Source organism: Methylocella sp. (assembly GCA_037200525.1).
Classification (GTDB): Bacteria; Pseudomonadota; Alphaproteobacteria; order Rhizobiales; family Beijerinckiaceae; genus Methylocapsa.
This window is the reverse complement of record JBBCGG010000001.1, coordinates 3,546,147-3,572,171: the sequence shown is the minus strand read 5'-3', so window position 1 is coordinate 3,572,171 and position 26,025 is coordinate 3,546,147. Positions and strand designations below refer to the sequence as shown.

At 59.2% G+C, this 26,025-nt stretch carries 30 protein-coding genes, 1 tRNA gene and 5 pseudogenes; 14 read left to right on the top strand and 22 right to left on the bottom strand.

Annotated features, from left to right (window positions below):
* Window positions 1-104 precede the first annotated feature (104 nt).
* The 3 genes and pseudogenes from WDN46_17665 to WDN46_17655 all read left to right on the top strand — a co-directional run bounded on the left by WDN46_17665 (window position 105) and on the right by WDN46_17655 (window position 2,179).
* A pseudogene (locus WDN46_17665) lies at window positions 105-429 on the top strand (IS5/IS1182 family transposase).
* Between the two features lie 109 nt (window positions 430-538).
* Window positions 539-772, top strand: coding sequence for a hypothetical protein (locus tag WDN46_17660; GenBank protein MEJ0095166.1), 234 nt, complete (start codon window positions 539-541; stop codon window positions 770-772).
* A gap of 315 nt (window positions 773-1,087) precedes the next feature.
* The gene (locus tag WDN46_17655; GenBank protein MEJ0095165.1) at window positions 1,088-2,179 is read left to right on the top strand and encodes a catalase family protein; all 1,092 of its coding nucleotides are present in this window, start codon (window positions 1,088-1,090) and stop codon (window positions 2,177-2,179) included.
* On the opposite strand, the gene WDN46_17650 is transcribed toward WDN46_17655, so the two are convergent.
* Window positions 2,160-2,333 carry a hypothetical protein gene (locus WDN46_17650; GenBank protein MEJ0095164.1) on the bottom strand — a complete coding sequence of 58 codons (174 nt, stop codon included), beginning with the start codon at window positions 2,331-2,333 and terminating at the stop codon, window positions 2,160-2,162. The two genes, WDN46_17655 and WDN46_17650, sit on opposite strands and share 20 nt — an antisense overlap.
* On the opposite strand from WDN46_17650, the pseudogene WDN46_17645 reads away from it, so the two are divergent.
* Both WDN46_17645 and WDN46_17640 read left to right on the top strand, forming a co-directional pair.
* Window positions 2,332-2,897 (top strand): annotated as a pseudogene (locus WDN46_17645) (transposase). The gene WDN46_17650 and the pseudogene WDN46_17645 sit on opposite strands and share 2 nt — an antisense overlap.
* Window positions 2,898-2,993: 96 nt before the next feature.
* Window positions 2,994-3,760: pseudogene (locus WDN46_17640) on the top strand (IS5 family transposase).
* 330 nt (window positions 3,761-4,090) lie between these two features.
* Here WDN46_17640 and WDN46_17635 read toward each other — a convergent pair.
* Both WDN46_17635 and WDN46_17630 read right to left on the bottom strand, forming a co-directional pair.
* Window positions 4,091-4,166, bottom strand: a tRNA-Ala gene (locus WDN46_17635).
* Between the two features lie 141 nt (window positions 4,167-4,307).
* The gene (locus WDN46_17630) at window positions 4,308-4,667 is read right to left on the bottom strand and encodes a TIGR02300 family protein (protein MEJ0095163.1); all 360 of its coding nucleotides are present in this window, start codon (window positions 4,665-4,667) and stop codon (window positions 4,308-4,310) included.
* 230 nt (window positions 4,668-4,897) lie between these two features.
* Here WDN46_17630 and aroA point away from each other — a divergent pair, with 230 nt between their 5' ends.
* The 7 genes and pseudogenes from aroA (at window position 4,898) to WDN46_17595 (ending at window position 12,575) form a co-directional block, all read left to right on the top strand.
* Window positions 4,898-6,226, top strand: coding sequence for a 3-phosphoshikimate 1-carboxyvinyltransferase (aroA, locus tag WDN46_17625; protein ID MEJ0095162.1), 1,329 nt, complete (start codon window positions 4,898-4,900; stop codon window positions 6,224-6,226).
* Entirely contained in the window at window positions 6,223-6,882 is a 660-nt protein-coding gene (gene cmk / locus WDN46_17620; protein MEJ0095161.1) for a (d)CMP kinase, read from the top strand. Before aroA ends, cmk begins: the two co-directional genes overlap by 4 nt.
* Before the next feature lie 336 nt (window positions 6,883-7,218).
* The gene (locus tag WDN46_17615) at window positions 7,219-8,832 is read left to right on the top strand and encodes a TonB family protein (GenBank protein MEJ0095160.1); all 1,614 of its coding nucleotides are present in this window, start codon (window positions 7,219-7,221) and stop codon (window positions 8,830-8,832) included.
* Between the two features lie 177 nt (window positions 8,833-9,009).
* Window positions 9,010-9,213: pseudogene (locus tag WDN46_17610) on the top strand (NAD(P)-dependent oxidoreductase).
* A 52-nt stretch (window positions 9,214-9,265) separates the two neighbouring features.
* Window positions 9,266-10,777: a glycerol-3-phosphate dehydrogenase gene (locus WDN46_17605; protein ID MEJ0095159.1), complete on the top strand. Its 1,512-nt coding sequence runs from the start codon at window positions 9,266-9,268 to the stop codon at window positions 10,775-10,777.
* Between the two features lie 106 nt (window positions 10,778-10,883).
* Complete coding sequence (locus WDN46_17600) at window positions 10,884-11,723, top strand: TIGR01459 family HAD-type hydrolase (GenBank protein MEJ0095158.1); 840 nt, start codon at window positions 10,884-10,886, stop codon at window positions 11,721-11,723.
* 192 nt (window positions 11,724-11,915) lie between these two features.
* Window positions 11,916-12,575 carry a class I SAM-dependent methyltransferase gene (locus WDN46_17595; GenBank protein MEJ0095157.1) on the top strand — a complete coding sequence of 220 codons (660 nt, stop codon included), beginning with the start codon at window positions 11,916-11,918 and terminating at the stop codon, window positions 12,573-12,575.
* A gap of 33 nt (window positions 12,576-12,608) precedes the next feature.
* Here WDN46_17595 and WDN46_17590 read toward each other — a convergent pair whose 3' ends face one another.
* A complete protein-coding gene (locus tag WDN46_17590) occupies window positions 12,609-13,922 on the bottom strand; it encodes a glycosyltransferase (GenBank protein ID MEJ0095156.1) in 1,314 nt (437 codons plus the stop codon).
* 630 nt (window positions 13,923-14,552) lie between these two features.
* A complete protein-coding gene (locus WDN46_17585; GenBank protein ID MEJ0095155.1) occupies window positions 14,553-14,864 on the bottom strand; it encodes a tyrosine-type recombinase/integrase in 312 nt (103 codons plus the stop codon).
* A 250-nt stretch (window positions 14,865-15,114) separates the two neighbouring features.
* On the opposite strand from WDN46_17585, the pseudogene WDN46_17580 reads away from it, so the two are divergent.
* Window positions 15,115-15,285: pseudogene (locus WDN46_17580) on the top strand (transposase).
* Entirely contained in the window at window positions 15,252-15,875 is a 624-nt protein-coding gene (locus tag WDN46_17575) for an IS5 family transposase (protein ID MEJ0095154.1), read from the top strand. The pseudogene WDN46_17580 and the gene WDN46_17575 overlap by 34 nt, the downstream one beginning before the upstream one ends.
* Here the strand turns inward: WDN46_17575 and WDN46_17570 are convergent.
* The 17 genes from WDN46_17570 to WDN46_17490 form a co-directional block, all read right to left on the bottom strand.
* Window positions 15,865-16,581 carry a hypothetical protein gene (locus WDN46_17570; protein MEJ0095153.1) on the bottom strand — a complete coding sequence of 239 codons (717 nt, stop codon included), beginning with the start codon at window positions 16,579-16,581 and terminating at the stop codon, window positions 15,865-15,867. The two genes, WDN46_17575 and WDN46_17570, sit on opposite strands and share 11 nt — an antisense overlap.
* A gap of 209 nt (window positions 16,582-16,790) precedes the next feature.
* Window positions 16,791-17,507 (bottom strand): hypothetical protein, encoded by a 717-nt coding sequence (locus WDN46_17565; protein MEJ0095152.1) that lies wholly within the window; start codon window positions 17,505-17,507, stop codon window positions 16,791-16,793.
* Entirely contained in the window at window positions 17,504-18,139 is a 636-nt protein-coding gene (locus tag WDN46_17560) for a hypothetical protein (GenBank protein MEJ0095151.1), read from the bottom strand. The genes WDN46_17565 and WDN46_17560 overlap by 4 nt, the downstream gene beginning before the upstream one ends.
* On the bottom strand, window positions 18,136-18,417 hold the full coding sequence (locus WDN46_17555; GenBank protein MEJ0095150.1) for a hypothetical protein: 282 nt from the start codon (window positions 18,415-18,417) through the stop codon (window positions 18,136-18,138). Before WDN46_17555 ends, WDN46_17560 begins: the two co-directional genes overlap by 4 nt.
* Entirely contained in the window at window positions 18,410-18,577 is a 168-nt protein-coding gene (locus tag WDN46_17550) for a hypothetical protein (protein MEJ0095149.1), read from the bottom strand. The genes WDN46_17555 and WDN46_17550 overlap by 8 nt, the downstream gene beginning before the upstream one ends.
* The gene (locus WDN46_17545) at window positions 18,574-19,503 is read right to left on the bottom strand and encodes a hypothetical protein (protein MEJ0095148.1); all 930 of its coding nucleotides are present in this window, start codon (window positions 19,501-19,503) and stop codon (window positions 18,574-18,576) included. Before WDN46_17545 ends, WDN46_17550 begins: the two co-directional genes overlap by 4 nt.
* Window positions 19,500-19,682: a hypothetical protein gene (locus tag WDN46_17540; GenBank protein ID MEJ0095147.1), complete on the bottom strand. Its 183-nt coding sequence runs from the start codon at window positions 19,680-19,682 to the stop codon at window positions 19,500-19,502. Before WDN46_17540 ends, WDN46_17545 begins: the two co-directional genes overlap by 4 nt.
* A gap of 174 nt (window positions 19,683-19,856) precedes the next feature.
* Window positions 19,857-21,025 (bottom strand): IS3 family transposase gene (locus WDN46_17535; GenBank protein MEJ0095146.1). Its coding sequence is split into 2 segments (ribosomal slippage): window positions 19,857-20,761 and window positions 20,761-21,025, totalling 1,170 coding nucleotides; the frame shifts between segments, so codons are not numbered across the junction.
* A gap of 52 nt (window positions 21,026-21,077) precedes the next feature.
* Window positions 21,078-21,557 (bottom strand): J domain-containing protein, encoded by a 480-nt coding sequence (locus tag WDN46_17530; protein MEJ0095145.1) that lies wholly within the window; start codon window positions 21,555-21,557, stop codon window positions 21,078-21,080.
* A complete protein-coding gene (locus WDN46_17525) occupies window positions 21,554-21,988 on the bottom strand; it encodes an HNH endonuclease signature motif containing protein (protein ID MEJ0095144.1) in 435 nt (144 codons plus the stop codon). Before WDN46_17525 ends, WDN46_17530 begins: the two co-directional genes overlap by 4 nt.
* Window positions 21,978-22,895: a phage Gp37/Gp68 family protein gene (locus WDN46_17520; protein ID MEJ0095143.1), complete on the bottom strand. Its 918-nt coding sequence runs from the start codon at window positions 22,893-22,895 to the stop codon at window positions 21,978-21,980. The genes WDN46_17525 and WDN46_17520 overlap by 11 nt, the downstream gene beginning before the upstream one ends.
* Window positions 22,895-23,239 (bottom strand): hypothetical protein, encoded by a 345-nt coding sequence (locus tag WDN46_17515; GenBank protein ID MEJ0095142.1) that lies wholly within the window; start codon window positions 23,237-23,239, stop codon window positions 22,895-22,897. Before WDN46_17515 ends, WDN46_17520 begins: the two co-directional genes overlap by 1 nt.
* Window positions 23,236-23,676 carry a hypothetical protein gene (locus tag WDN46_17510; protein ID MEJ0095141.1) on the bottom strand — a complete coding sequence of 147 codons (441 nt, stop codon included), beginning with the start codon at window positions 23,674-23,676 and terminating at the stop codon, window positions 23,236-23,238. Before WDN46_17510 ends, WDN46_17515 begins: the two co-directional genes overlap by 4 nt.
* On the bottom strand, window positions 23,673-24,065 hold the full coding sequence (locus WDN46_17505) for an HNH endonuclease signature motif containing protein (protein MEJ0095140.1): 393 nt from the start codon (window positions 24,063-24,065) through the stop codon (window positions 23,673-23,675). The genes WDN46_17510 and WDN46_17505 overlap by 4 nt, the downstream gene beginning before the upstream one ends.
* Window positions 24,062-24,586 (bottom strand): hypothetical protein, encoded by a 525-nt coding sequence (locus WDN46_17500; GenBank protein MEJ0095139.1) that lies wholly within the window; start codon window positions 24,584-24,586, stop codon window positions 24,062-24,064. Before WDN46_17500 ends, WDN46_17505 begins: the two co-directional genes overlap by 4 nt.
* Entirely contained in the window at window positions 24,583-25,224 is a 642-nt protein-coding gene (locus WDN46_17495; protein ID MEJ0095138.1) for a lambda exonuclease family protein, read from the bottom strand. Before WDN46_17495 ends, WDN46_17500 begins: the two co-directional genes overlap by 4 nt.
* Window positions 25,221-25,892: an ERF family protein gene (locus WDN46_17490; protein ID MEJ0095137.1), complete on the bottom strand. Its 672-nt coding sequence runs from the start codon at window positions 25,890-25,892 to the stop codon at window positions 25,221-25,223. Before WDN46_17490 ends, WDN46_17495 begins: the two co-directional genes overlap by 4 nt.
* Window positions 25,893-26,025: the final 133 nt, after the last annotated feature.

The window sequence follows — 26,025 nt, the reverse complement described above, 5'->3', positions numbered from 1 at the left end:
CGGTAGACGGGGGCAGGGCGCGGGCTATAGACCTTTACAGATAACTAGGAGCCTATCCGAGTGATCGTCTCGATGGCGGGGCTGTTGAGTGATTCACTTGGCTTATGGCCAAGACATTTCGCTCCTCGGATATAGATCAGGGTTGGCTTCTGCCGCCCTCGCTGCATGAGTTTGTGCCTCCAGGTCACTTGGCCCACTTCGTCGGGACATGGTTCGCGAGGCGCTCGGTCTTTCCGCGATCCTGGCCACTTACACCGAGGAACGCGACTTCCCGCCCTATCATCCGGGCATGATGGTCGCCTTGCTCCGCTACGGCTACTACAGCCGCGGGATCTGTTAGTCCCGCCAATCGGCGCGGGCCCGCGGGTCGACGTGATGGCCGTCGCCGACTTGAACCGACCCGATTTCCACATCATTGCGGATTTCCGCGCAGCAGCGTACCGGAGATTACAGAGGGAATAACTTTGTGATTATGCCGACATAAGGCCGCGCCATGGTGATCATAGCGCTTTTTCAACGATCAAAGTGACAGAACCGCATGAAAGTTATTATTGCCTCTACACCCGCGACGGGTCGTATCAGTTCGCTGCTTGGCATGGGACGTATTTTGATCGTAGAAGGCCACGAAGTAGCAGTTCTATCGGGAGACGCCATGCGCAACCGGATCCAGGACATCGCTGCTGCGTTTCACCCGCTTCAGAAGGACGCAGATATCGTGCGAACCGCTTTTGCGACGGCTTGCGCTGTCAGTCAGCACGGCGACCTGACGTAACTTCGCGATGATTTCCGCCGCCAGGGCTGGCCGGCGAGGTCTATGCCGGAACGTTTGGCCCAGGGAGGATTGATAGTTTCATTAGTAGGCAAAATCGGCCGAGCGGTCACACTCGAGTAATTAGGCTGCGCTTTAGTCAACTACATCGTGAGTGCCGACAACGCCGGGCGCGGTTGATCCGGCCAACGGGGCGCGAAATCGAAGTCACAAGAAAAGAGCCGAGCCTTACGAGACTTTAGAAGCTCTCTCAAAGCCCCACGCCGATTTTTAATTGTCGTCGTGTGACTCGGGATTACGGATGAGGAGGAAGTCGACATGAAATTACAATACGTAAGATATACGCCGGGAATCGAGGTGATGGCCCCGGACGAGGCCGCACTGACCAGCGATATACTCAAAGAAATGGCCGCCACCAGCCGGCAAACCTTCGACCTACGCCGGCACGCTTTTCGAGATGCCTTTGCAAAGAGCCATGGCTTTCTGAAGGGAGAGCTTAGCATCTCCGGGGACTTACCCGAACATCTGCGACAGGGTGTTTTTGCTCGCGCTGCGACGTATCAAGTCGTCATCCGCCTATCCTCGGCTTCTGGCGATATCGTCAGCGACACGATTCCAGAAGCCCGAGGCATGGCGATCAAGCTTATCGGCGTTGACGGCGCGAGGCTGTTGCCAGACCATACGGGGCACAATCAGGATTTCCTGCTCATCAATATCCCGGTGTTCGCGCCTGGAACGCTCCCGCTGTACAAAAATCTGCTCAACTTGAACAAGACGGTTGCCAGTTCGCCGGAGTTCGTTCAGCGGGGCCTCGCAGCAGTGGCGCGCGGCGTTGAAGCGGTGGAAGAGGCGGTAGGCGTCGAGCCCTCAGCTGTTGTGCAAACAGCTGCGCGCGATAATGCCAATCTGCTTGGGGAAACTTACCACTCCATGGCCGCCATCCGCTTCGGCGATTATGTCGCCAAGATCAGTGCGGCGCCGCTTTCGGCCAATGTCAAGGCGCTGACGGGCAGACAGGTCGACGATGTAGGCAATTCGACCATGCGCGATCTCGTCGTTGAGCATTTCCGACGGGAAGGCGCGGACTATCAGCTGCGCGCGCAGCTCTGCGTCGATCTGGACCGCATGCCAATCGAAGATGCGAGCGTACTCTGGCCCGAAGAACTGTCGCCGCATCAGGCTATCGCCACGCTGCGCATTCCGCCGCAAGAGGCGTTTTCGCCAGCGCGTCGCGTCTTTGGCGACGATGTTCTCCGGTTTACCCCATGGAATGGCATCGAAGAGCATCGCCCGCTCGGTGCCATCATGCGCGTGAGAAAGTCGGTCTACGACCAATCGAGCCGCTTTCGCCATGAGATGAACGTGCAGCCGCGCATCGAGCCAGCAGCGATCAGCGACATCCCGGACTGAGCGTAACCAGCGGCCCGGCGTAGCAAAGCTCCGGATAGGGGCGCAACACCGCCAGCCCTACCGCGACGAAAGTGACGTGCTCCCGGTAAATCGGTCCATCTGAAGCTGGAATTTTCCACTTACGGTCCCCGCTTGGGGACGAGGAGAGTTCCATGAAGAAGACCAAGTTCACGGAAGCGCAGATCGCCTTCATTCTGAGGCAGGCTGAGGACGGTGTGGCGGTCGCCGAAGTCTGCCGGAAGGCGGGACTCTCGGATGCGCCGTTTTACAACTGGCGGAAGAAGTATGCCGGCCTGATGCCCTCCGAGATGAAGCGGCTGCGGCAACTCGAGGAAGAGAACGCCAAGTTGAAGCGGATCGTCGCTGACCTGTCTCTCGACAAAGCCATGCTGCAGGACGTGCTGGCAAAAAAGCACTAACGCCTGGCCGCAAGCGGGAGCTTGTCGACGAGGTCCGATCGGATTGGAAGAGGCATCGATCCGGCGAGCCTGTTCCGCGCTCAGGGTTGATCGAGCGCTCTGCGTCTACAAGTCGAAGCGCGGCGGCCAGGCCGACCTCAAACAGCGGATCAAGGAGATTTGCCGAGACGCGCGTGCGATACGGCTATCGGCGCATCCATGTGCTGCTGCGCCGCGAAGGCTGGCTCGTCAATGCAAAGCGGATCTATCGGCTCTACAAGGAACTGAGCCTGCAATTGCGCAACAAGACGCCAAAGCGAGCGTCATTTCTAGGCCGTGGTGACGAATTCGGCGTTTGGGGGATTCTCGCGAGGATCTTTCCATGATTCAAGGCTGATTTTTGGAGATCAGCCTTGATGATTCGGGATGTCGATGCGCTGCGAGACGATCAATGGGAGCGGCTTTGTGATCTTGTGCCAGGCGGAAGAGCCGGCCAGCGCGGGCCGCGCTGCGACAATCGACGCTTCGTCGACGCGCTGTTATGGATGGCCCGCTCGGGCGGCCGCTGGCGCGATCTGCCCGAACGCTTCGGCGACCATCAGGCGGTGAAACGCCGCTACTATCGCTGGATCGAGCGCGGCGCCTTGGACGGATTTCTTGAGGCATTCACCGCCGAGGCCGATCTCGAATGGCTGATGATCGACTCAACAATCGTGCGCGCCCATCAGCACGCGGCCGGCGCAAGGATCGCCAAAGGGGGGCGGATGCCCAAGGCCTGGGCCGCTCTCGCGGTGGTTTGAGCACCAAAATCCACGCCGCGACAGACGCACTCGGCAACCCCGTTCGGCTCCTTCTCGGACCTGGGCAGCGCAACGACATCACAAAAGCGCACGCCCTGATCGAAGGCTTTGCGGCCGATGCGATCATCGCCGATAAAGGTTATGACGCCAATCACTTGCGCAAGGCTGTTCTTATGCGTGAGGCTGAGCCGGTGATCCCATCAAAATCCAATCGCCGCGCGCCGCTCCCCTACGACAAGGCGCTCTACAAGGAGCGCAATCTCGTCGAGCGTTTCTTCAATAAACTGAAGCAGTTCCGGCGCGTCGCAACCCGATACGACAAGCTCCTCGCAAACTACCGAGGCTTCGTATTGCTCGCCGCTATTGCTATCATGCTCAGGTAATTCGTCACTACTGCCTAGGTCGGTCTCTTTAGATATTATCGCTACCACCACGGGTTTTAGGCTAGCCGACATACCCTGCATGCGATGCTGCGCTTCAAGCTGATGGGAAACTTGGCCCGCGTTGGAACGGCCGCGCGGACCATCCTGGGATGCGCAGGCACGCCGGTCTGGACGTTAAGACACCGAACTGCTGCAAACATCGTTTCCGCCAATCAGCCGCCGGTCTTAAACTAGTTACCTCCGGTGGTATCGATTTGGTATCGGGAACCAGGACTGAGACAAAGATCTGGGTTGGGTTCACGATAACTTATTGAACTGATTGATGCGTGATGGTGGAGCCAGACGGAATCGAACCGACGACCTCTTCAATGCCATTGAAGCGCTCTCCCAACTGAGCTATGACCCCAACTTTTTACGCAACCAGCGCAAATTTTCCTATTGTCCGCTTGGGCCGGACTTAGGTCGCGATCGGAACCGCGCCGCCGCCGGATGAACGGCGGGGAGGCGCGCTGTATAACCGCATCTCCCGCGCCGCACAAGCGAAACATCAGCGTTCCTCGTCGTCCTCGCGATCGCCGTCGATAAGATCGACGACGCTGTCGCCATCTTCCTCCTCTTCCTCGAGGAAGGTGTCGTCAGCGACTTCGATTTCGACGTCATCGTCCGGGACGGCGGCGATTTTATCATCGCCGGCGTCGGCATCCTCGAGCGAGACGAGTTCCGCGCCCACGACGGGATCGACTTCCTCGTCCTCAACCGCAGCGGCTCGCTGAGCGGCCCGGGAAACCGGCGCGCCCTGAAATATCGTGCCGCATTTTGGGCATACGATAGGATTTTTGTTAAGATCGAAAAATTTTGCACCGCAATTTTGACATTGATGTTTATTGCCAAGTTCTGGTTTCGCCACGGACTTACCTCTTGCAGGGACGGAAGCTTTTCTGGCGGTGGGCCGCCGTCGCAACTTTTGGTCCGGTTAGTCATGCAAAGGCCGCGTGTCAAATGGAAGTTGAGCCGCAGGCCCGACTTTGATGACAAAGCGCCGAGCGGCATGCTACCAGCGCTGCGACAACGCAGCGCCAACTTGAGGGATTTTTTTTGTCTTCTTTCGACAATTCAGCAAAACAGGCCTTCAAGGAGATCGCGCCAGGCCGCCTCACGGCGCTGCGGAGCGGGCCGTTGCGCGGTCGCCTCAAGCCGCCGGGAGACAAATCGATATCGCATCGGGCGCTGATTCTCGGCCTGCTCAGCGTCGGCGAAACCAACATCGAGGGTCTGCTCGAGGGTGATGACGTGCTTCGCACCGCAGCGGTCTGCCGCGCTCTCGGCGCTGGCGTCGAGCGGCTGGGCGACGGGCGCTGGCGGGTGCGGGGCTGCGGAATCGGCTCCTTGCTGGCGCCGCGCGAGGGGCTCGACTTCGGCAATTCGGGCACCGGGATGCGGCTGATGATGGGCGTTGTCGGCGGCCATCCGATCACGGCCTCGTTCGACGGCGACGAATCATTGCGCAAACGGCCAATGCGACGCATCCTCGATCCGCTTGTTTTGATGGGAGCCGAGGTTTTGGCCGAGGCGAAGGGCGGCCGTTGCCCGATCGTGCTGAAGGGCGTCAGCGAGCCAATTCCCATCGAATATCATTCGCCGGTGGCCTCGGCGCAGATCAAATCGGCGGTTTTGCTCGCCGGGCTGAATTCGCCTGGGCGCACGGTGGTGATTGAGCCGGAAGCGAGCCGCGATCATATGGAAAAAATGCTCAAATATTTCGGCGCGGCGGTTAAGGTCGAAGCTTTTGGGGCGCATGGGCGCAAAATTACGCTGGAAGGCCGACCCGAGCTGCGCCCCGCGCCGGTGGCCGTGCCGGGCGATCCGTCTTCCGCCGCGTTTCCATTGGTCGCCGCGACGATCGTGCCGGGATCGGATATCGTCATCGAGGCGATGATGATGAATCCCCTGCGCACGGGTCTGCTGACGACGCTGATCGAAATGGGCGCCGATATTGAAATCATCAATCGCCGCGAGGAAGGCGGCGAGGAGGTCGCCGACCTGCGAGTTCGCGCCGCCGATCTTAAAGGCGTCGACGTTCCGGCCGATCGGGCGCCAAAAATGATCGACGAATATCCGATCCTCGCCGTCGCCGCCGCTTGCGCCCAGGGCGAGACGAGAATGCGCGGCCTCCATGAGCTGCGGGTCAAGGAATGCGATCGACTCGAGGCCGTCGCAGCCGGCTTGCGGGAGGCGGGCCTCGATCCGCGAATCATAGGCGATGATCTTGTCGTCGAGGGACGCGGCGGCGGCGTCCGGGGCGGCGGCTTGGTCAAGACTCATCTCGACCATCGCATCGCGATGAGCTTTCTGTGTCTTGGGCTGGCATCCCTTGAGCCGATCGCGGTCGATGACGGGACCATGATCGCGACCAGCTTTCCGACGTTCAAGAACCTCATGGAGCGCCTTGGGGGGCGTTTTGCATGATCATAGCCATCGACGGCCCAGCGGCATCGGGGAAGGGCACTCTAGCGCGTCGCCTGGCGCGGCATTTGTCGTTGCCGCACCTTGACACAGGGTTGCTCTATCGCGCCACCGCGCGGGCCTTGCTGGATCAAGGTCATGGTCTTTCCGATCGCACCGCTGCGGTTTTTGCCGCGCGGGGCCTCGCCCTGACCGATTTCGACGAGACGTTGCTGCGCGGCCGCGACATGGGGGAGGCGGCTTCAGTCGTCGCCGCGATCCCCGAGGTGCGCGCCGCGCTGACCGAAATGCAGCGCAGTTTCGCCCGTCGTCCCGGCGGAGCGGTGCTCGATGGCCGAGATATAGGCACGGTGATCTGTCCCGAGGCATGCCTTAAGATCTTTGTCACGGCGAGCGATGAAGCGAGGGCGACCCGGAGAGCCCTGGAGCTGAGAAACGCCGGCGTGAAGGCCGATTATGCCGCCGTGCTCGATGATATTCGCAAGCGCGACGAGCGCGACCGGAGCCGCGCCGCGGCGCCGCTGAAGGCGGCTAAGGATGCCGTCTTGCTGGATACGACGGGGCTCGATGTCGAAGCTGCGTTCCAGGCGGCGCTCGCTATCGTCGAGGCGGCGGAAGGGGCGCGCCGCGAGCGGACCAGGGCGCGCGTCAGGCCATGATGCAGACAGAGCGCAAATTTCTCCAGCTGACAGTTTACGTTAAGGTAAGCGGGGAAGCCGCGATGGTTTCAGATTAAAGTTATTCTCGCCACGCCGATTTCAGTTGCGGCGATGCGGCCAAACTCGCAAGTCCGCATGGCAAGCGTCTTGGATAGGATTAAGCGTTGAAACGCCGAGAACGAGCATGATGGCTCTAATGCTCTCTATCCCTTAGTTTCGAGGCATGATGGATCGGAAAAACCTTCTTTTCGGGATGTGCTCCGGTGGAAGGAATAGACCGTTGTAAAGGCAGCGCTGAACGCCATGGAGTTGACGCCCGACTTTCGGAACAGAGACTTGCCGAATCCCGATTCGCAGAACCCAGATTTGCGGCCCTCGGACTTGCGAGATCCAGCTGTGGCGCTGCGCAAACTTGATGCGCCTTATGCTGACCTGCGGGCTCCAGATCGGCAAGGTCTCGACCGGCCAGAGGGAAGCCCAAACCTCGTCGCCGATGACGAAGAGAGGGTCGTCGCCCCGCAGACCAACCAAACCGCTCTGGAGCGAAGAAATCGCCATTTTTTGCTATGGCTCGTCGGGGTCTCGCTGGCGGCGCATGCGTGCATACTGATGGCGCTCGTATTGCTCGAGCCGCCGTTGCAAACGCCCGAACGATTCAACGAAACGCCGGTGGAGGTAGTAATCGAGCCGCCGCCGCCTCCCCCCGCCGCGCCAAAGGACTCCCCTCCGGCCGCAGCAGAAAAACAAACGCAAAAGGCGCAAACTTTGCCGCCTTTGGCAAAACCGCAAGATCAAAAGCAGGCTGAGGAGCAGAAGCCAACCGCCGAAACCAAAGCCGCGGAGGATAAGGCGGCCGAGCGGAAGGCAGCAGAGCAGAAGGCCGCCGAAGCCAAGGCCGCGGAGGAGAAAGCGGCCGAGCAGAAAGCAGCGGAACAGAAGGCCGCCGAAGCCAAGGCCGCGGAGGAGAAGGCGGCCGAACAGAAAGCTTCGGAACAGAAGGCCGCTGAAACCAAGGCCGCGGAGGAGAAGGCGGCCGAGCAGAAAGCCTCGGAACAGAAGGCCGCCGAAGCCAAGGCCGCGGAGGAGAAGGCGGCCGAACAGAAAGCTTCGGAACAGAAGGCCGCTGAAACCAAGGCCGCGGAGGAGAAGGCGGCCGAGCAGAAAGCTTCGGAACAGAAGGCCGCTGAAACCAAGGCCGCGGAGGAGAAGGCGGCCGAGCAGAAAGCCTCGGAACAGAAGGCCGCCGAAGCCAAGGCCGCGGAGGAGAAAGCGGCCGAACAGAAAGCAACGGAGCAGAAGGCCGCCGAACAAAAAGCCGCCGAACAAAAGGCGGCGGAGTCGAAACATGCCGAGAAAAAACCCTCTCCGGCGCAGGCGAAGGCTGCGGCGAGAGCCGCCGCGGCGGAGGCGCGGAAAGAGGCGTTGCAGGCGGAGAAACAGGCTCTGGAAGCGGAGAAAGAGGCTTTGCAGGAACAGGCAAAGGCCTTGGAGGCGCGGAAGGAGGCCTTTGAGACTAATGCATCAAAATCGGCTGCGCTCGACGAGGAAGCCGCCAAGACCGCAGGCAATCAATTGAACGGCCTGCCGCTGCCCTATGATTTCGGGCCGGATCACTTCCGCGCCGTCGCCGTTCCGCTGCCGACGGAAAACGGCGATGAACCGATGAGCTATAAAGAGATCGTGTTCGGCCTTTTGGAGCGAGCCAAACAATATCCGCACAGCGCGCGCGACCGCGGCGCGTCGGGAAAAGCTGTGGTCGGTTTCTCCATCAATGAAGATGGCGAATTGACCAATGTTACACTCCTCCAAACAAGCGGCGACACGGATCTTGACATCGAAAGCGTTGCGTTGGTCGCAAGAGCGGCGCCGTTCCCGAAGCCGCCGCCCGGGGCCGCACGCACTTTTGGCGCTGAGATTACCTTCGGCCTGCAGCCGGAGCCGCTGAATTGAAGCGCCGGGGCCGGGGCATTCGGCCTCGCCGTCCAACATCAACGTAAGGTTTCCAGAACTCCGCTAAATTCCTTGATCATCGGAACCACGTTGCGGTCCGCGGGTTCGCGCTCGCGAAACGCGAATTCCATGCATAGTTCATTGTCGCCGCCCCCGGCCGCCTTAACCTGATGAAAGAGCCGGCATCTGCGCGCTGCGGCCATAGAAACCTTTGGCGTTGAGCCCGCGCCGGCCAGTTGAAAGCTGCTTCGTCTCGACAATGTGACCCTGACGCCGCACATCGCGGGGACTTCAGTGAAGACAGTGAAATTTGCCGCCGAGGCCGCAGCGGAAGAGGTGCGCCGATACATCGCTGGGAAGCCGCCCCTTAATCTATGCTAATCGAAGCCGGTTTTATCGGCGGCCAATCCAATGAGGAACAGAGATCGCGGATATGCTGGACCTAGGATCATTCGATCTCATCGTGGTGGGCGGCGGCGTCAATGGAGCGGGCATCGCCCGGGACGCTGCGGGGCGCGGCCTTTCCGTTCTGATGTGCGAGAAGGATGATCTTGCGCAAGGCACCTCTTCACGTTCGGGAAAGCTCCTGCACGGAGGTCTGCGCTATCTCGAATATTATGAATTCCGCCTTGTGCGCGAAGCGCTGATCGAGCGCGAAGTTTTGCTTAATGTCGCTCCGCATATCATCTGGCCCATGCGATTCGTGTTGCCGCATAGTCCCGATCAGCGACCGGCCTGGATGATACGCCTCGGCCTGTTTCTCTACGACAATCTGAGCGGCCGCAAGAAGCTGCTCCCGACGCGAAGCCTTGATCTTGCCACAGCGCCGGAAGGGCGGCCAATTTGCGCGGGCTACGGCAAGGCTTTCGAATATTCGGATTGCTGGGTTGATGATTCGAGACTGGTCGTGCTCAACGCGCTTGATTTGCAAAAGCGCGGCGGCGTTGTGAAGACAAGAACGCCTCTTTTGGCGGCGAGGCGAGAGCGCGACCTATGGTCTGTAGATCTTCAAGATAGCGTGACCGGCGAGCAATTGATGGCGCGCGGAAAAGTGATCGTCAATGCAGCGGGTCCCTGGGTTGAGGATGTCCTGCGCAGAGCGGGAGGCCATGCGGGAAACAGGGTGCGGCTTGTCAAGGGCAGCCACATTATCATGCGGAAATTCTGGGAGGGCGATCAGGCCTATCTTCTCCAAAACCCTGACAAGCGGGTGATCTTCGTCAACCCATATGAGGGCGATCTGTGCCTGATCGGCACCACGGACATTTCATTTGACGGGGCCGCCGGCGATGTGAAAATCAGTTTGGATGAAGCGGATTATCTGCTCGGCGCCGTGAACCGTTACTTCAAGACCCAGCATACGCCAGTCGACATCCTGCATTCTTTTGCAGGCGTTCGCCCGCTTTATGACGATAAGGCAGCCAATCCGAGCGCTGTAACCAGAGATTATGTGTTCGATGTCGATGCGCCAAATGGCGCGGCTCCGATGCTTTCGATCTTCGGCGGTAAAATCACGACATATCGCAAGCTTGCCGAGCATGCCCTCGAGAAGCTCAGAAAGTTTTTCCCCACCATGGGGCCGGCCTGGACGCGGAACGCCGGGCTTCCAGGGGGAGAAATGCCTGGAGCCGACTTTGATGCGATGCTCATCGCTTTGAAGCAAAGCTACTCGTGGTTGCCCGCAGACGTGGCCCTCGGTTACGCGCGCCGCTATGGTACGCGCGCCCAAACGTTGTTGCACGGCGCGGCGTCTGCCGGCGATCTCGGCCATTATTTCGGGGGGACTTTTTACGAGCGCGAGGCTCGCTTTCTAATCGATCAGGAGGGGGCTTTGACGGCGGATGACATTCTCGCTCGCCGCACCAAACATGGCCTGCATCTTACGGCGGGGCAGCGCTCGGTTTTCGAGCAATGGCTTTCCGACGGCGGCCCCAAACAGCCATGACGAAGGCAATCAGAATCGATCCAGAATTTCAAGCGCGCCCGCAATGTGTCGAAGCCTTGCGATGGAGCTGCGCGACCCGTGCTTGCGCGCATGAAGGCGTCATGACATGAAGCGCTTATCTTTATTCGCCGCATTGTCCGCAGCCTTCGAGATTATCTTTCTTGATCAATATGGCGTGCTTCATGATGGCTATCGGGCATATCCGGGCGCTGTCACGGCTCTGAAGACCTTGCGGAAGCGGGGAACAAAAGTCGTCATCGTTTCCAATTCCGGGCGCCCCGGTCAAATGAATGCGCTGCGGATGGCTAAACTGGGATTTTCGCGCGATCTCTATGACCACTTTCTGACCTCGGGCGATGTCGCGAAAATGATGCTTCAGGCCGCTGATCCGCCGATCCGGCTCAGGGCGCCGATGCGGTGCATGACAATCTCCTCGTCCGATGAGCATGAGCTTGCCGACAGCGTCGGGCTTGCGTCAACCGAGAGTGGCGATGAAGCCGATCTCGTCGTCATCAGCGGCAGCCAGGCAGACCGCATAGGTCTTGAAGATTATGCGGCGCGTTTGGCGCCAGCGGCCCGGCGGCGCGTACCCTGCGTCTGTACAAATCCGGACAAGCGCATGTTGGGCTTGAATGGCGCCGTTCCCGGCGCCGGCGCGATCGCTGAGCTTTATGAAAGACTTGGGGGAACGGTTATTTGGATTGGCAAGCCTTTCCCCGCCATCTACTCCGCTGCGGCCTCGCTTGTCGGCTCGCCCGACCCAGGCGAAATTCTATGCGTTGGAGACAGCGTGGAACATGACATCGTCGGCGCCCATCGGTTTGGCGCCGTGGCCGCATTGGTGCGCACGGGAATCCACGCGGCTCTTTCGGAAGCTGAACTCGTGAAAGAATTCGCCAGACACGGCATTGCGCCAGACATCATCCTCTCCAGACTTGAAGGGTGATGCGAGAAACGCTTTAGCGTTTCATGCTGGCGAGACATCGGTCAAGAAACCGAAAGCAACTCATGCCATCATTCGATTTTAGGCGGCGTGACGCTGATTGCTCCTTGATCTATAAGGCCTACCGCTCCCGATGGTGGTTCTACGAGATGGATGACAGAGCATGCTTCGCAGCAGTCGCAGGAAAGGCAAGCTATGAGCGTTAGTTCCGAGCAGATAGCGGCAGGACAGGCTGTCTACACAAAGCGCAAGCTCGCGCTTTACGATTTTGTCGTGCTTGCCATTTCCAATCGTCTGATTTGGAAGTGCCCCACTCCGCGCCTCGTAGAGCACTACAACAAGCACGTCACCGCAAATCATCTGGATGTCGGGGTGGGAACTGGCTATTACCTCGATCGCTGCCAATTTCCGTCGACCGCGCCGCGCATCGCGTTGATGGATCTCAATAAGAACACGCTCGACTTCGCTTCTCGCAGAATTGCGCGATACAAGCCCGAAACCTATATCCGAAATGTCCTTGAGCTAATCTCGATAGATGGGGCGAAGTTCGACTCCATAGGCGTCAACTATCTCCTTCACTGCCTTCCGGGCTCCATGGACTCGAAGTCGGCGGCTTTCGATCATCTCAAGGCGCTGATGAATCCGGGGGCCGTCGTATTCGGCTCGACCTTGCTGCAAGGCGGCGTCGCTCGGAGCCGAACTGCAATTCGCCTCATGGAAATTTATAATGGGAAGGGGATATTTTCGAATGAGAGCGACGACGTCGATGGCCTACGCCGCGCTCTTGGTCAGCGCTTCCGATCGGTCTCAATCGAGATTGTGGGCTGCGCCGCATTGTTTTCCGCGCGCGCGTAGTTTTCCGCGCGCGTAAGCATCGAATTTGGATTCCTAATCTCCCGAGCAGCCGCTGATAGAGGCGCCGACTGAGGACGGCTGAGCGCTGCGGACGATCCGTTCGACGACATCGGCTGCTCTTTCGACGCCATTTTCCGCTTCAATGAGTTTGCCGAGGCGCGCGGCTCTCGCCCGCATGTCTTGATCCTTTAAGCAGCGTGCTGCCGCCTCGGTGAGCGCTGCTTCATTTAGTTCGCGATAGGACAGTGCAGCGGGCGCTACCCCAAGGTCCCGCAGACGAGAAGCCCAGTATGGCTGGTCTGCGAAAAAGGGGATAATGACGGATGGACGCCCGGCGCGGAGCGCGGCCGCGGTTGTCCCCGCGCCGCCATGATGGACTATCGAAGCCATGCGCGGGAAAAGCCAGTCATGCGGCACGTCTTCAACAGCAAAAACCCCGGAGGGCAATTCGGTTGGCCGAAAACCGCCCCACCCGGCGCTGATGACGGCCCGACTGCCAGTTTTGGCGATTGCGGAAAGCACGATTGAGGCGATCTTCGCTGGATCTTTGACATTCATGCTGCCGAACCCAACGTAAACCGGCGGCGGTCCATCTTCGATGAAAGCCGTGAGGCCATCAGGCGGTCGCCACCCATCCGGCCTGTCCAAAAACCAAGCGCCGGTGATCTCAACCGATGGATCCCAATCATCTGGCGGCGGAATGACATAGCGGCTAAACCCCATCAGGGTTGGTCGCTGTGGATCCCCTATCGGGCGTATCGGGCTGCGCCAAGGCGTTTCATCATCGCGCCAAACTTCGCGCAGACTTTGACGAGCAAAAGGGCGCAGCACAGACCACAGAATCTGGTTTACGGCCTGATGGGAAATGCGATTGTAGGCGCGAGGGAGCTCGAAGGGCAAGTTGGATAAGAAAATGCTCGGAAAGGCCCGTGTGGGCATCATTGGCTGAAAAAACGCCTGAATGAAGGGGATTTTCCAATGCTTACCCATAGTGGCGGCTAAGAAAGCGGCGAGCACGGTTCCGATGACGCAATCAGATCCTGCCGCTAGGTCACGAAATTGCCTGCTCCACTCGAGGTAATAGCGCTTCGCCGGATCGATCGCGTCCCAAAACTCGTTGATTGAACGAAGAGCTTTGATGGAGCTTTTTCTTCGCTTTAGCCCGGCAAATCCGCCTTCCATTGTCGCCAAGGGCATAAAATCAAATCCCCGGCCAGCAGCGAGATCGGCAAAACAGGGATGCGTGATGACCTTGATGCTATGTCCTCGGCGCGCGAGAGTTTGGGCGAGCGCGAGCGAAGGTTGAATGTCGCCGCGTGAGCCGATTCCCATGATCGATATGCGCATTTTGCGAACCGCCTCTTGGCAAGTTGCTATCAGCAGCGGCGCAATTCCGCTTCCTCCAGGCCTATCCTCTCCCGGCGCTGCAGCTCACGAGCCTAACAATATTCCTTCCAATCCTGGCCAAATTTCTTGCGGCCGCTTTTCTGGCCCGATTATTATGCCTCATCCATTTTCTGCCCAGCGCCCATGAGAAGTTTTCCCATTTCCAGGCGCGACGTCCGCCGCCAGTTGGGCATGACGCAAACGTGGCGCCGCCGCATCCCGAGCGAACAAGTTGCCGGTCGTGCGGGACGTGGATGAAGCCATTTCGTTGGGAAAGTTGTGTGCGTCGAAATCGAAATAGCCGATGGTTGGGAGTGGCTCTTGCCATGCTCAGATCTGCGCGCCGTTCAGCGGCGGGGGACTAACGCAACGACGCTTTCCCCGGGGCCCTGGCGTCCCGCGGCACCGCGGCGGTCTTTTTTGCCTGAATTTAGTCCACCGAAAGTCCACCAGCGGTCCACCAAAGGTCCACCGCGTCTTTTTTGTCTTTCATGGTGATGGCTAAGTGGTTGATTTAATTGGTCGGAGTGAGAGGATTCGAACCTCCGACCCCCTCGTCCCGAACGCGTTAGGCTTCCGTAAGTATATGAATTATCGACTGTTTTTTTTTGGATTGTTCGCGTTTGTCCCTGTTTGTTCACGTGATTTCTGTGCGGTATCTGTGCGGACGGCTCGTCCAGGAGATTTGCTGAGATTATCCGCCGCGTCCTTTTGATAGTTCGGATGGTGGTGGCCGTAAACTCGCTCGAGCGTCTTGACCGTCATGCCGAGCAAGTCGGCGGCTTCCCAAAGGTCGGTGCCGTTCTGCATTGACCAAGTCGCGGCCGTGTGCCGCAGGACGTGCGGCGTCACATCTTGGCCAAGCCCAGCATCGGCAACGGCGCGGGAGAACGCCTTGTTCACCCTTCCGATCTGTTCCCCATACCATTCGACCGCAAATTCTCGTGAAATTCCCTTATCCCGCCAGCGGCGCAAATGGGCATTGAGTCGCTTGGATAAGCGAACTGGGGGCTGCCGCTTCTTCGTCTCGCGTTCGCCGGCGGCCTTGCGATAGAATAAAGCGCGGTCCAGATCGAGGAAGCCGTGACCTAGGCTCAGGACCTATTAAATTTGCCTGAGATGTGATTCCTGGTCTCCGCATGGGGAGGCTGGGATGAGTGATTTGTTTTTGTTGGGCGAGCGGCAGATGGCGCGGCTTGCGCCGCATTTTCCTCTGTCGCATGGCGTTCCGCGGGTTGACGACCGTCGGGTGGTCAGCGGAATCGTCTATGTGATCCGCAACGGCCTGCAATGGAAAGATGCGCCCAAGGATTACGGGCCGCACAAGACGCTTTACAATCGCTTCATCCGCTGGAGCCGGCTCGGCGTCTTCGACCGCATATTCGCCGCGCTCGCTGGCGAAGGTCCAAAGCCCGAGCGCATCATGATCGACGCCACGCATCTGAAGGCGCATCGCACAGCGGCGAGCCTGCTCAAAAAGGGGCTCTTCCCCGCCGTATCGGGCGCACGAAAGGCGGACTGAACTCGAAGCTCCACGTCGTTTGCGACGGCGCCGGCAAGCCCCTCGTCATGTTGCTCTCGGAGGGCCAGATGAGCGACCACAAGGGCGCGCGGCTGATGCTCAAGGCTTTACCGCCCGCTTCAATGTTGATCGCCGACAGGGGCTACGACAGCAACTGGTTCCGCGCCGCGCTGAAGGCCAGGGGCGTCGAGCCCTGCATCCCGCCAACCAGAAGCCGCAAGCTTCCCATTGCCTATGACAAGACGCTCTACCGCCAGCGTCACAAAATCGAGAACATGTTCGCCAAGCTCAAGGACTGGCGGCGCATCGCAACCCGCTATGATCGATGCGCCCACACCTTCTTCTCCGCCATCTGCATCGCAGCCGCCGTCCTCTTCTATCTCAATCAATGAGTCCTGAGCGCCCAGCCACGAAGGAGGCGCCGCAAATCGCGGCCGCTCGTGTCCCGGTGTAGAGACCAACCAGAATAAAACGGGCAATGTGCTGCCGCGACTTCCTGCCCGTCTCGTGGCCTTTCTGAGTCTCTCGATAGCGCCAGGCGGCCCAAATCAATTTGGCGGCTTCGTCGCGAGTCAGCCAGCGCTCCCGCGGCGGCGACTTATCCGGCAGGACGACCTTGATGATCTCAGTCGATAGGCCTTCCTCGAGATGATGATTGATCGCAGAACGCAAATCCTCGAGCTCGCGCCTCGCGGAAGCTTGGCTGGTCCGCGTTCGCGCATATTCGCGGCAGGATTGTCCGTTGACGTCGGAAAGTTTCTTATCGCCCCAAAATTTGGTGAGAGCGATCAAGCGGGAAGCCGTCTCTTTCGGTCTCGCGTGCTTGGCGACAATGTCGGCGTCGTAAATGCTCAGGACGTCGGCGAGGTCGATCTCAGAGGCACGACGTTCTGGCGTCCGGTCTGCTTCGTGTTTCCCGGTAATATAGTCGGCGAGCTGCTTCTCCGCCTCTCCAATTGCTTCAAGAGCGCAGCCTGTGCGTTTTGAGCGGCCCCCGTCTCGGATAACCCATTGGGCTTTTTCGATGATCTTCCCAGTTTCGGGGTGCCTTTGTTCTGGCCTGGGCCATAGACGGGCTCCTTTTGAGGGCCTCGGCATTTTTCTCTCATCTTTCCGATCGCTTCGAGGGTGGTATATTCGCGGCCCGCGATCCTTTCCACAATTAAAGTTCCACGGTCGCGCTCCCGACGCAAGCCCGAGACGGTCATCGAGCCGTCAGGAAAGGCCAGATCAGCCGCGACCGATAGCCTGATTGGGGTATTCGGGCCAACTTGGTCGATCGAGAGAGTCGAGGCGCGGCTCATGGTTCAGGCTTGGCCTTTCTCGAGCGCGGGCAGCGCGTCGATGTTTACGCGGTTGACGGTGAAGGTGAGGGCCGCGATCCAGGGGTTTCCCGCCCATGAGATAGCGCCATGAAGGCTCGTCCACAGGCTACGATAGCTGTCGATCGGGCTGCTGAACCATTCTGCGGTGTCTTCGATATGAGCCGACCCATAATCGCAATATGCCGGGCCGTTCCCGAAGTCGTTTGCGGCGCAGTCGATACCCTCAGCGATCACATCCTCTTCGCTGATGTCCTGCAAGCGCTGGACGCGCACGTCGCTCACGATCAGCGTCAGGCGCGAAAATCCGCGCGGCATGTGGATGGACGGCAACGTCGAACGCTTCCATACCCACGAAAAATCAAATTCGAAATCATTGCGGCAGGGCTCATCATCGGCGGCGTAAGAGGCGCAAAGATCCCCTCTCATCATGTCTACGTCGGCCAAAGGCTCAGAGAGCCCAAGCATTGCTCCCATATCAAGATTGTAAGCCTTTAGAGATTCGCGCACCCATAGGTGGTCGCCTACACTCCAACGAATTGGTCGCGGCGAGATCAAAGCGTTCGCATCCCGCATGAAAGAGCCATCGGCGACTGCTTCGGCTAGCGGCTGCGGCTTTATGATTCTTCTGGTCTGCGTCTTCCGGCCGTCGAGCAAAGCCCGGATCATCGGCGCGCTGAATGGGATAGGGCGGTCGCTCATGCCTTTTCCTTACTCGCCTGAAGGGCGGCGCGGTCTAAGCGCTCGATCTCGGCGAGGATCAAGGCGCCAGCTTTGACCAGGTCTCGGCGGCGCGTAGTCGGCTTCCACCACGACAGCGACCATGGCCACCAAAGAGGCCTCAAGCCCGCGGATCGGCTCTTGTCTGAATCCGTCGTCGCAAAGGCATACGCAGCGGCTGCAAGGGCCAGTTCGCCTTTGCGGAGCAGGTTGTCATGCTCCGGCGTCCAACCCTCTACTTCGACTTGCCGCTTGCGTTCGGCGATCACGTCGCGTGCTGCATCGGTATTGCAGTTTGCGTCGCTCATCTGTTGCGACGACACCGCCTGAAGGGCGGCGCGGGCGCGGCGTAGGTCGTCCCATGTCAAAACCTGACCACCATTGCTGTAGATAACGAGATCATCTTCCTCGATTTCGGAAAGCCACGGCGTCCTTGCGAACGGCTCCAGCGCCTCCCGCATCAACGCCAGCTCCGTGTACATCTCGCCATAAGCTGCCGACAGCTTGTCATGGTCAGCTTGCAATGCAGCCAGCTCGGCGTCTTTGGCAGCGATGGTTTCGTGAAGACGCGTGACTTCTGACAGTGTGGCCGAGTAAATTGCGTCGTAGCTCATTCGCCTAGCTCCAATTTCTCGATAGCCTCGGCATATTCAATGTGCTCCGCAGCCTTGTAGACGAGCGCAAGACGTCCCTCGCCGGGAGGATTTTTAGATGCTGTCTTGCGCAGACTTTCAGCTTCGTTCCGATGGAATAAGCCAGCCTTCTCCCGTACCGCCTCAAGCGTGCTCTGGCGGATGGCGGCGAGTTCGGGTTCGATGATGGCCATGACAGCCTCAATGTCGTCTTCAGATTCGTAGATCGCCTTCGCAATGCGCTCACGTAAATCATCCATTGGGGCTGTCCTTCTTCTCCCAGCCGTAAGAGATGACGTTGCACATCTCTTCCTTGACGGCTTCGTCGATTTCATGGTCGGTGGCGTCATCGTCAAGCTCGATTTCGTCTTCGATGTCGTTTCCAGAGACACCCCGATCAATCCAATATTTGACGATCATGGCTTGCTCTCTCCATCGACCGGCGCGGCGAATGGGTCGATACTGCCGCGTCTCCAGTGCTCCGCCGTATGCCATGCGGGATAGCGCGCCGATGAATAGGCAGGCGCCTTGCCGAAGATGTCTTCCATCGTCGAGCTTCGGCCCTGATAGCAATCGTTCACCGAGTCCTGAAGATGCGCGAGCCGGATGACTTCGCTCAGCCTATCCCGCTCGGCAATGACCTTGTCGTATTCCGCCTTCAACACATCCCAATGAAGCTTCAGGTCTTTGTTGGCGAAGAGGACCGCATCCCGCTCGGCCTCGGCCTTCTCGGCGAGCTCGCGCACAGCGGCGTAATGCTCCGCGATAAGCCGTGCGGGCAGAACATACCTGTCCCAGTACATTCCCTCGTCGTCATTGTGGCCGAGACGGCGCGCGATCATTCGGGCAACCCGTTCAACTTCGTCGACCGCCACCGGCTCGCGCTCGGCTGCAATGTTGATGTTGGCTGCTGTGAGCGCAGCCTTGAGGCTGTCGCTAGTATTTCCATCACATTCCCAAAACGCGTTTTCCATCGCCTCCACCGCGTCCGGAGCCGCTTGCGCATCTTCGATGATCTTGATCGCTTTAAGATTGGCCGCTGTGAGCGCGGCTTGCATGGCCTTAGGGTGGTCGTTCATATAGAATGACGGGTTAACGCTGTCGTAGCCCTCCACTGCCGCTTCGACCGCATCGGAAGCCGCGCAGGCGGTTGAGATGATGGCATTGAGGCCATTGAAGCGCTTGGCTAAAACGTCACGCTCCTTTTCCACGGCGACGAGACGTGCGTTTAGACGCGCGTTTTCCTGATCAAGGCCATCCACTCTATTCTTGAGCCCTGCGATCTCTGCTTCGTAGGCGCTGTCGCTGCGCATGGGGCTGGTGGGGGTGGGGGTGTGCTCGGTCATTGCTTCCACCATTTGATTGCATCCATCTTTCCGGTGAGCACGGCCCAAGCCAGTCGGATGCGCATCCAGGGCGTATCGCATCTGTAGTTGATCGGGCGCGCCGGCACATATTGCCCGTCTATGCAGGCATGGACTTGGTTGAGTGACTTCGCCAAATCTTCAGCCTTGTAAGCGCTCATATCCATCGTTCCTTTCGGGCTTGATCTCGGGCGGCGGTCATCGACGCTGCGCTTCATCGCGGGCTTCATTCAGTTCGGCCATTGCCGCAGTTGATCCGCCACGGTCAGGATGGAGCTTTTGCGCTAGACGGCGATAGGCCTGGCCTGCCCCCATGGGGTGATCCAGTTTGAATGTTAGTGCATTGTCGGCCCTGGCGCTATTGCTGGCGTGGCGGGCGAAGCTGGTCCGGATTGCGAAGCCGGCCATTGCAGGGTCTCCGGGGCTGGCGGCTTGTAGCCCAGCGATGAGTGCGGGCGCACGGTGTTGTAGTGGCGTCGCCATCGCTCAATGACGACCTTCGCCTCCTTGAGAGTGTAGAAGATTTCACCATTCAAAAGCTCGTCGCGCAGCTTCGAGTTGAAGCTCTCGCAATAGCCGTTCTCCCAGGGACTGCCCGGCATGATGTAGGCGGTCTTCGCGCCGACGGCGGCAATCCAGTCACGCAACGCCTTGGCGATGAACTCCGGGCCGTTGTCGGAACGAATGTGGATCGGAACCCCTCGCAAGATGAAGAGGTCCGAGAGAACGTCGATGACGTCCGCTGCCTTCAGCTTCCGGTTAATCCTGATCGCGATGCATTCGCGGGTAAATTCGTCGATGATATTCAGCATGCGATATTTCCTGCCATCATGAGTGCGGTCCTCGACGAAGTCATAGGACCAGACGTGGTTGGGGCATTGCGGGCGCAGCCGGACGCACGAGCCGTCATTGAGCCAGAGACGCCCGCGCTTGGGTTGTCTGGCCGGAACTTTCAGCCCCTCGCGTCGCCAGATCCGCTCGACCCGTTTGACGTTGACCTTCCAGCCTCGCTCCCACAACATCGCCGTGATGCGGCGGTAGCCATAGCGGCCGTACTGGATGGCGAGCGCCGTGATGTCGGCGGTCAATGCCGCTTCGTCATCGGGCTTGGTCGGAACCTTGCGCTGCGTGGAGCGATGCTGACCGAGAACCCGGCAAGCGAACCGCTCGGGAACGCCATGTTCGGCGATCACATGCTCCACGCAGGCGCGACGACGCGCGGAGCTCAGAAGTTTCCCGAGGCAGCCTCTTTCAGGATCAGCTTCTCAAGCGTCAAATCGGACACCGCTCGACGGAGCCGCGTATTCTCCGCCTCCAGCTCCTTCAGCCGCTTCACCTGATCGCCCTTCAGGCCGCCGTATTCCGACCGCCATCGATAGTATGTAACTTCCGTCACCCCTATCGAGCGGATCGCCTCCGCGACCGGTCGCCCTTGCGCGCTAAGCACTTCGACTTGCCGTAGCTTCGCGACGATCTCTTCCGCCTTGTGTCTTTTCCTCGGCATTGCGCAGTCCTCCATCAGGCTCATAAGCCCATACTTCACGGAGGATCACTTTTCAGGGGGCAGACCAGGCCCCGTCCACTTCATTGGAGGTGGCGTTGCGCTCAACGCCGAGAACTTCCCACCAAGGGCGCTTGCCGCCGGGCGCGGGCAGGGCGATAAACCCCTTCATGGTCGCGCGGACCACGGCCAGGGTTCCATGTCGCAGTTCCGTCCGCCGCGCTTCAATCACGTGATGGATCGCCTGAAGGTTCGCCGCCGGCGTCGAGTAGCGATCGACCGGAATGCAGATCTGTGTGTTTTCCCAAGTGAACCAAACAGCTACGCCGGGGTCGTCCGGCTTCTCGCGGCCCAGCGACACGTTCGAGGAAAGAATGATGTTCGCGACTGGCTTGCCGCTGCTTTTGCCGAAAGCCGTGAGACTCGTCTCGACGTTCTCCAAGGCGCCAGCGAGCGTCGTCTTAAACTGGCCAGTCTCGCGCCTTATCGTGCGCGGGAATCCATCGGGCCACGAAAGCGGGAATGCGGTGGTCACGACGCGCTCTCCTTTGCCGCGAGATGGCGGGAGACGGTTTTCTTGCCAAACCTGCCCGCAATATCTCTGATTCCATCTCGGCGGCCGACATGGGCGAATTTTCCGTCTCGGGCGGCTCTCGACATATTTTCGGTACCGGTAACTGCATCAAGATTGGTGATGCGGTTCACCGCCTTTCCCGCAACTCCATGGTCAACTTGATGTCCTTCAGGTAGTGGCCCATGAACAGACACCCAGACGATGCGATGCACCATAAAGTGCATTTGCTTTCCACCGACACTGACGCATGCGCGAAGATATCCCTTCTTCGTCAAGCATCCGATCGGTTTATCTGGATTGTTGGATTTAGGCGCGTATACATGCCCGGCTTCCGCATCCACACGCAGGCGTCCGCATTCGATCAGAGCAATGATCGCGAGATCACCGTGCATTCGGCATCTCCCTGATCATGAGGTACTCTGGAATCGGGGCCTTCTTCGCCATCTGCTTCATGAAGAAGGCCACACCAGCGGCCTTGCATTGATCTCGAAGGCTTTCGGCCCAAGCTTCTTGCATTGGCCGCGCTCCGGGGCCGCTCTCGCCGCCGCAGATGACCCAATCGAGCCCGCAGCTGCGGAAGCCGATCCCAGCTTTTTTTGAGAGGGCGTTAAATGTGAATCCGGTTGTCTCTCGGATCTTGAACAGATCGATCGGTCCTAACAACGGCTCGGCCGACACAAAGCGCACGGCGGAGGGCGTTGCCAGCAAATCAGGAATGCGCGCGTCGGCGGTTTCCTGATTCTCGGCAGACACGCCAAGCCAAATATGCGCGAACATCACTTCAAACTTGGCAGCGATCGGATCAAAGATCTGGTGACCGAACTGCGGATGCGTCCAAAGCAGCCATCGACCTGAAGCTTTAAGTTCCGCAAAATATGAGCGCATTCGCGCGCTGCGTTTCGTCAACACCTGAAACGTATGCTGCGGACAAAGCGCCATCACGGCGAACATGGGGTCTATCCATTCGTCCGTCACAAAGTCAGCGAACAGATCGGTCATTGAGCAGACGAAAATCATTCGGGACCGCCTCCAGCGCGTCGGCGCGAGCAGCATCTTCTCGTCGAGGAAAAGGCTAACATCGCGTCGTGTATCGCCGAATGTGTTTCCGTGCAGGCGCCCGGGCTTAAATTCAAAGCCTGTCCCAAGCCGAATATTCATCCTCTCCGCATAGCAATTCCGGCAACCTTCGCTGACGTGCTCGCAATGCCAGCCGAAACGCGGGCCTTCGTGCGTCGCCGCCATCGCGCGGATAGGTGACCAGCTCGCATCGGTCCATTCTATCTTGCTATGCTCGCCCATCACATGTTCCCCGCGATCTGCTCCGTCATCTCTCTGCGGAGGCGCCCTGCAATCATCATGGCGTAATAGTCGGTCTCGCCGGATGAACAGAGCGAGAAAGCAAATGCCGTTTGGTCGCCTTCAATGGACCGCAGATTCCAGTCGTCGCTCATCTCTTGCAGCAACCATCCGGGCTTGCGCGCGGGGAACAGCACGTCCTTGATCCGGTCTTCCGGTCGCACTGGCGCCGGATAGGCCTGCGAAATGGAGTCGAAAATCACCCCATCATAGCGCAGCGCTAGCGAGCCCTTTTCGACGTAGGCGTGAATTTGATCGAGGGATAGTTTGGCGAAGATCATCATCATACCCAAAATTGGAGCCCGGTAGATTTCTCAAAGGCGACACGGCTGATATCGATTTTGTTTTTCGAGAACAGGTCTTTGACCGCACGATCATAATCGCGCTCTCGCTGGATCAGTATTTTCGCAGCAAGCGAGAACGATCGATTGGAGGCCAGATCGGCATCGAGGGCGTTTGGAACTCTGTGCCGTTGCCGCATATTCTCTTTGACCCAATCAGGCACGCCGTGGACTAGAAGCCATTTGGCTAGGCCTTCTCCTGTTTGGTGAGAATTCGGTACCGGCATGCCGACGGTGCTATTGTTGGAGAGTCCGATCATCGGGGTGTAACCCCCCAATGCCGTGGCGTTCAGCCCAGCCATGCGCGCCGCGTCAGCGGCCAATGGAGAGATGGCCGCCGGCGCGGCACCGAGGAATTTCAGGAAAGATCTGCGCAGCATCATCTCGTTTCCTCTACATAAAGCGGCCTCGGCGGCAGTGAGGTGCGATCAAATCGACGCTCTTTCGGCTCGGCTCGGCGCGATGGGATCTTGGCGCGGGTCTCGTCTTTGATTCCGAGATGCGCATCCTTCTGGCGTTTGGCTTTGACGATCGCCGGCATGTCATGCATCGCGGTCTTGACCTCTGCACATTCGAAATGGGCCGGGCCGCGGTTCGATAGGTCATTCGTGCCGCCGAGACCCAGCGCGCGAACGTGCTCGTCGATCCAAACCTTTCGCGGGTCGATCGGTAATTTGCAGATTATGCAAATCCCGCCATGAGTTTCCCACATGGTCCGGCGCTGGGTTTTCGTCAGCGGCTTGCGCTTTGTGGTGGCGACATCCTGCATCATGCCGCTCGCCCGGCGTTCTCTTCGAGCTCCTTGCGCGTCACGCCGATCAAGGATTGCGCATAATCGAGCACCGCGTTTTTGGACTCGTTGAACGCTTTCTTGCCCATCGCGCGCTCGCTCTGGCTTTGGGCGGTCCAGATCGTCACGACGCACCGATCCACTAGGATCAGGGCGTATTCGTCATTGCTCGGGCGTACGAACATCTGCAGTTCGCGCGCCTCGGCGCCGGTCCGGGCGACAAATTGGCGAGAATCTGCGTATCCGCATTTGATCAGGGCGTACTTGCGCAAATGCTCGGGTGTGGGAAATTGCTCAGCACGGTTCTCTGGCAAATTCCGCCAGACTTCCTTGAGGGAGGCGAAATAATGGCCGCGCGACGCCTGCGAGACATTCTCGACCACGGCGAGCTTATAGGTTTCGCCGATCACAAGTTCCTTATCGGCATCTAGCCGACCCCTCGCGCTGAATGGCGTTAGCGCGTCACCGTCCCAGCGCCAATTAATCGTTAAGAGTGCGCTCATGCCGCCGCCCTCTCCCCATAGAGATCGGTGAGTGCCAGAACCTTGTCATTGAGCTCGATCAGGAAAGCGGCGACTTCCGCCTCAAGGCTGGCGATCAGCCTCTCGTCGCGGGTAACGCGCGAGGTAAAAAGGCGCATGGCCTCTGGTAGGCGAGGATCGAAAGAGACGAAGTCGCACCAGGCGCGACCGGTGCAGGCCAATTGCCATTGGATCTGCGTGACGTAGCGGCTGGGCACGTTTTGCCCCAATAGGGTCTCAATATGTGTCGAGGTATTAGGCGCTTTGATTTCGATGAGACCGTCGGCTCCGACCAGTCCATCGGGGCTGGCGCCGGAACATTCGATTCTCGGATGCAAAACAAAGCCGACTTCCGAAACCCATGTCTCGGTCGCCATTTCATAAGCGGCGCGCGCCTCTGGCTCTTTTTCCGTGCCCCATGCCATAGCCGCATTGGTGTATTTCTCTGCGGGTTCTCCGGTCAGGCGTTCGGCGATCAATTCGCCCATGTAATTGGCGCGGCTGGCGCCCCAACCGGATTTAGTCTTGGCGATGACATCGGCGACGCGGCTGGCGGTCACGCGCCCGCATCTTGCGGCGTGCCACTCCGCTGATCCCTGGGCGCACTCGATGACGTTCATCGGCTCAACTCCTTGCCACGTCGGGAATAAGCTCCGAAAAGCTGCTGATAGCCGGGACGGGGCCCCTGGAGCGTGTTGACTAGGTCAAGCGCAATGCGTTGCTCTTTCTGCTCGGACCACCAATCGCTCAGCTCTTTGGCTGTCTGGGAGGCAGCGATCTTTTCGGCGGCAAGATCGAGATAGGCGCGCACGGAGTCTGGCAACTCGGGTTCAGCGTGGCCACCGGCGCGCCCGTCATCGTCCTCGCTGCGGGTGCTGCTCAGATTCAAAAGCGCCATGGCGACGTAGCGCTTGCCGTAGCTGGTGGATGACCCCACGGCTTGAACCGCGTTCTTGCTGCCGGTGCTATCGTGCGGCAGCGTCATCGTGGTCTCTTCCTGATGGCCTCCCGCGTGACTCAAAATGCCGGTGACGGTGATCTTGCCGTCGCTGGCGAGGCCCGTGCGGAAAGAAATGGCAAACCCGTGCTTGCCGAGAACCGGGCGGATTGCCTGATTGATGTCGTCCCAGCGCGCATAAGGCGTTTCTTGCTGGATCTCGCCAGGCTTATCCTTTTTGTGGATCGTGATTTTGCCACGCTCCTGGATAACCGGGAGGTCAGGCTGCATGGCCGAGAGAGCGGCGGAATAGGCGGTTTTCGCCCGCGCGGACTCGACGCGCTCATACATCGACATAAGCCGTTCCATCTTATCGACGTTGACGGCGGGATCGCGCGCGGCCTTGCTGATTACGGCGAGAAGGGAATCTCCATCCGACACGGGCGCGGAAACCACGGCGCCGCGCCGATCGTCGATCGCGGCG

Coding starts and splice junctions, on each gene's coding strand:
- WDN46_17660 (MEJ0095166.1), top strand. CDS start 539: ATGAAAGTTATTATTGCCTCTACACCCGCGACGGGTCGTATCAGTTCG.
- WDN46_17655 (MEJ0095165.1), top strand. CDS start 1,088: ATGAAATTACAATACGTAAGATATACGCCGGGAATCGAGGTGATGGCC.
- WDN46_17650 (MEJ0095164.1), bottom strand. CDS start 2,333: ATGGAACTCTCCTCGTCCCCAAGCGGGGACCGTAAGTGGAAAATTCCA.
- cmk (MEJ0095161.1), top strand. CDS start 6,223: ATGATCATAGCCATCGACGGCCCAGCGGCATCGGGGAAGGGCACTCTA.
- WDN46_17605 (MEJ0095159.1), top strand. CDS start 9,266: ATGCTGGACCTAGGATCATTCGATCTCATCGTGGTGGGCGGCGGCGTC.
- WDN46_17600 (MEJ0095158.1), top strand. CDS start 10,884: ATGAAGCGCTTATCTTTATTCGCCGCATTGTCCGCAGCCTTCGAGATT.
- WDN46_17595 (MEJ0095157.1), top strand. CDS start 11,916: ATGAGCGTTAGTTCCGAGCAGATAGCGGCAGGACAGGCTGTCTACACA.
- WDN46_17590 (MEJ0095156.1), bottom strand. CDS start 13,922: ATGCGCATATCGATCATGGGAATCGGCTCACGCGGCGACATTCAACCT.
- WDN46_17575 (MEJ0095154.1), top strand. CDS start 15,252: ATGGAAAGATGCGCCCAAGGATTACGGGCCGCACAAGACGCTTTACAA.
- WDN46_17570 (MEJ0095153.1), bottom strand. CDS start 16,581: ATGCCGAGGCCCTCAAAAGGAGCCCGTCTATGGCCCAGGCCAGAACAA.
- WDN46_17565 (MEJ0095152.1), bottom strand. CDS start 17,507: ATGAGCGACCGCCCTATCCCATTCAGCGCGCCGATGATCCGGGCTTTG.
- WDN46_17560 (MEJ0095151.1), bottom strand. CDS start 18,139: ATGAGCTACGACGCAATTTACTCGGCCACACTGTCAGAAGTCACGCGT.
- WDN46_17555 (MEJ0095150.1), bottom strand. CDS start 18,417: ATGGATGATTTACGTGAGCGCATTGCGAAGGCGATCTACGAATCTGAA.
- WDN46_17550 (MEJ0095149.1), bottom strand. CDS start 18,577: ATGATCGTCAAATATTGGATTGATCGGGGTGTCTCTGGAAACGACATC.
- WDN46_17545 (MEJ0095148.1), bottom strand. CDS start 19,503: ATGACCGAGCACACCCCCACCCCCACCAGCCCCATGCGCAGCGACAGC.
- WDN46_17540 (MEJ0095147.1), bottom strand. CDS start 19,682: ATGAGCGCTTACAAGGCTGAAGATTTGGCGAAGTCACTCAACCAAGTC.
- WDN46_17525 (MEJ0095144.1), bottom strand. CDS start 21,988: ATGCACGGTGATCTCGCGATCATTGCTCTGATCGAATGCGGACGCCTG.
- WDN46_17520 (MEJ0095143.1), bottom strand. CDS start 22,895: ATGGGCGAGCATAGCAAGATAGAATGGACCGATGCGAGCTGGTCACCT.
- WDN46_17515 (MEJ0095142.1), bottom strand. CDS start 23,239: ATGATGATGATCTTCGCCAAACTATCCCTCGATCAAATTCACGCCTAC.
- WDN46_17510 (MEJ0095141.1), bottom strand. CDS start 23,676: ATGATGCTGCGCAGATCTTTCCTGAAATTCCTCGGTGCCGCGCCGGCG.
- WDN46_17505 (MEJ0095140.1), bottom strand. CDS start 24,065: ATGATGCAGGATGTCGCCACCACAAAGCGCAAGCCGCTGACGAAAACC.
- WDN46_17500 (MEJ0095139.1), bottom strand. CDS start 24,586: ATGAGCGCACTCTTAACGATTAATTGGCGCTGGGACGGTGACGCGCTA.
- WDN46_17495 (MEJ0095138.1), bottom strand. CDS start 25,224: ATGAACGTCATCGAGTGCGCCCAGGGATCAGCGGAGTGGCACGCCGCA.
- WDN46_17490 (MEJ0095137.1), bottom strand. CDS start 25,892: ATGTATGAGCGCGTCGAGTCCGCGCGGGCGAAAACCGCCTATTCCGCC.